This window comes from Oleiphilus sp. HI0123 (genome assembly GCF_001635315.1).
On record NZ_LWGE01001766.1, the window covers coordinates 1 to 2523 of the forward strand.

Sequence of the window (2523 nt, forward strand, 5' to 3'; positions counted from 1 at the left end):
CTGGGTCAGTTATTTGATAAAGCTGAATGTAAACAAGCCTTTCGAATTGAATCTTTACTCTCATTGCTTAGCCAGGAAGAACGAGAACAATGGACACCCGTCCACGACAAAGTTATTGAATTAGCAGGTCTGGCGCGTCATCGGGCCAGTGCAGATGCAAAAATGATTCAGGATACTTATGCAGAATTAAAAGGCTTGCCCAGAAATTAACGAACTCGTGATATTTAATCGATTATAACAATGGATCCGGAAATAGGAGTTCAATCTTGCTTTGGATCTATGTTAATCTCAAATGCTACCGTGTAATGCTGTCACGGGAGAATACAACTATATAAAGGGGTTAGGATAATGAAACTTAATAAATTGACCGCTGGTATTGCGATCGTGGCAGTAGGGTTAACTGCACAACAAAGTTATGCAAGTTCAACACTTGATGCAGTAAAAAAGAAAGGTATGGTAAGTTGTGGCGTGAGTGTCGGTTTAGCGGGCTTTTCACAAAAAGACGAGAAAGGGCAGTGGAGCGGACTGGATGTAGATGTTTGTCGTTCGGTTGCTGCAGCGGTTTTAGGCGATGCAGATAAAGTAACTTATCGCCCACTCACTGCAAAAGAACGCTTTGAAGCACTAAAAAGTGGCGAGGTAGATATTTTGTCTCGTAATACTACTTGGACTCATACACGTGACACATCACTAGGTTTGAACTTTGCTGGTGTAAACTACTACGATGGCCAAGGCTTTATGGTATCCAAAAAGCTAGGTGTTAAAAGTGCATTAGAGCTCGATGGAGCATCTGCCTGTATTCAGGCAGGTACCACCACTGAATTGAACATGGCTGACTACTTCCGTGCAAATGGTATGAAGTACACAGCAGTTACATATGATACTTCAGATCAGACTCGTGCAGGCTTTGAAAGCGGCCGTTGTGACGTATTAACCTCTGATCAATCACAATTATATTCGATTCGTATCGGCCTAAAAGACCCTTCTTCAGCAATGGTTTTGCCTGAAGTTATTTCAAAAGAACCATTAGGCCCAGTGGTTAGACAGGGTGATGATGGTTGGTTCAATATCGTTAAGTGGACAATGAACGCCTTGATAGAAGCAGAATTCTTAGGTGTTAACAGTACAAATGTAGATCAGGCTAAAGCTGAAGGTAACCCGGCTCAAAAACGTTTGATGGGTTCTGAGGGTGATGCTGGTGAGAAGCTTGGTTTGGAAGCCGGTTGGGCCTATAACATCGTTAAGCAGGTAGGTAACTACGGCGAGTCGTTTGAGCGTAATGTTGGTATGGACTCACCTCTTAAAATTTCACGTGGTTTGAATGCCCAGTGGAACAAAGGTGGTATTCTGTATTCCCCACCTGTTCGATAATACAGGTTGGCTTCTTGTAAGCATAAGATTAGACAGCTTGTTTAGTAGCAGGCTGTTTAATCCAGTAGCTAGAAAATTCTCAAATAATAAGTTAGCGCTTACTAAGTCTAGAAGCTGAGTAAAAAAATGGCTCGCTTTATAGGTAGCTAACAGCATTCTTTTGGAAATAATTTGTAAGGCCATATTATGTCTTCAGATCCGGAGTCCGAACACTTAAAGCTTAAGTCGGGTTCATTTATAAATAACCCTCGTAACAGGGCGATTATTTATCAATTAATCCTGGTTTTCGCACTTGGCTACTTTTTCTATTCGATTGTTTCCAATGCAATCGCCAATATGGAAGCTCGAGGAATAAAAAGCGGTTTCGGCTTTTTATTTACTACCGCAGGCTTCGATATCTTAATGTCCTTGATTCCTTACGATGCGACACATACCTACGGGAAAACATTTATCGTAGGTTTGCTTAATACGATTATGGTTTCGATGATTGGTATCGTATTGGCAACTATTATCGGCTTTGTTATGGGGGTCGCTTATTTCTCCCACAACTGGTTAGTCAGACGCTTATCAGTCATTTATGTAGAAATATTTCGAAATATTCCATTATTACTACAAGTCTTCTTCTGGTATTTCGCTGTACTGGCTTCATTGCCCGGAGCGCGTGACAGTTTTTCTGTTGGTGAATCGATTTTTCTAAATGTTCGAGGCTTGTTTATCCCAAGTGTGATTGATGAGCAAGGCTCAATGTTTGTATACGCTTCATTGTGTATAGCGATTGCTGGCATATTCTTTCTTCGCCGCTGGGCGCATAGAAGGCAAGATGATACGGGCGAGCAGTTTCCTGTATTTTCAGTCAGTCTGGGTATTCTTTTTGGGCTGCCGCTACTGACAACACTAATAATGGGTGTTCCTTTTCACTTGGAATACCCAGAGCTTGGGCGCTTCAATATCAGCGGTGGAACCTCAATAATCCCGGAACTAATGGCTTTGGTTTTAGCTTTAAGTATTTATACCGGTGCATTCATTGCAGAAGCTGTTCGAGCGGGTGTTCAATCGGTGCCGCATGGACAAACTGAAGCCGCACGTAGTGTTGGCTTAAGTGAGCGAAAGATTATGTCACTGATCGTCGTGCCCCAGGCGATGAGAGTCATC

General features: G+C 42.3%; 2 protein-coding genes and 1 pseudogene. All 3 read left to right on the forward strand.

Translation table 11 applies throughout. The annotated features are described in order from the left end of the window. Window positions 1-210 (forward strand): annotated as a pseudogene (locus A3761_RS28180) (hypothetical protein); the annotation flags it as partial. A gap of 138 nt (window positions 211-348) precedes the next feature. Beyond that, a complete protein-coding gene (locus A3761_RS23815; protein ID WP_068509981.1) occupies window positions 349-1371 on the forward strand; it encodes an amino acid ABC transporter substrate-binding protein in 1023 nt (340 codons plus the stop codon). Window positions 1372-1557: 186 nt separating this feature from the next. Beyond that, the coding region (locus A3761_RS23820; RefSeq protein WP_068751038.1) for an amino acid ABC transporter permease at window positions 1558-2523 on the forward strand (966 nt) is incomplete at its 3' end.

What these genes read in the sequence shown, in the direction of transcription:
- A3761_RS23815 (WP_068509981.1), top strand. Translation starts at nt 349, where the DNA reads ATGAAACTTAATAAATTGACCGCTGGTATTGCGATCGTGGCAGTAGGG.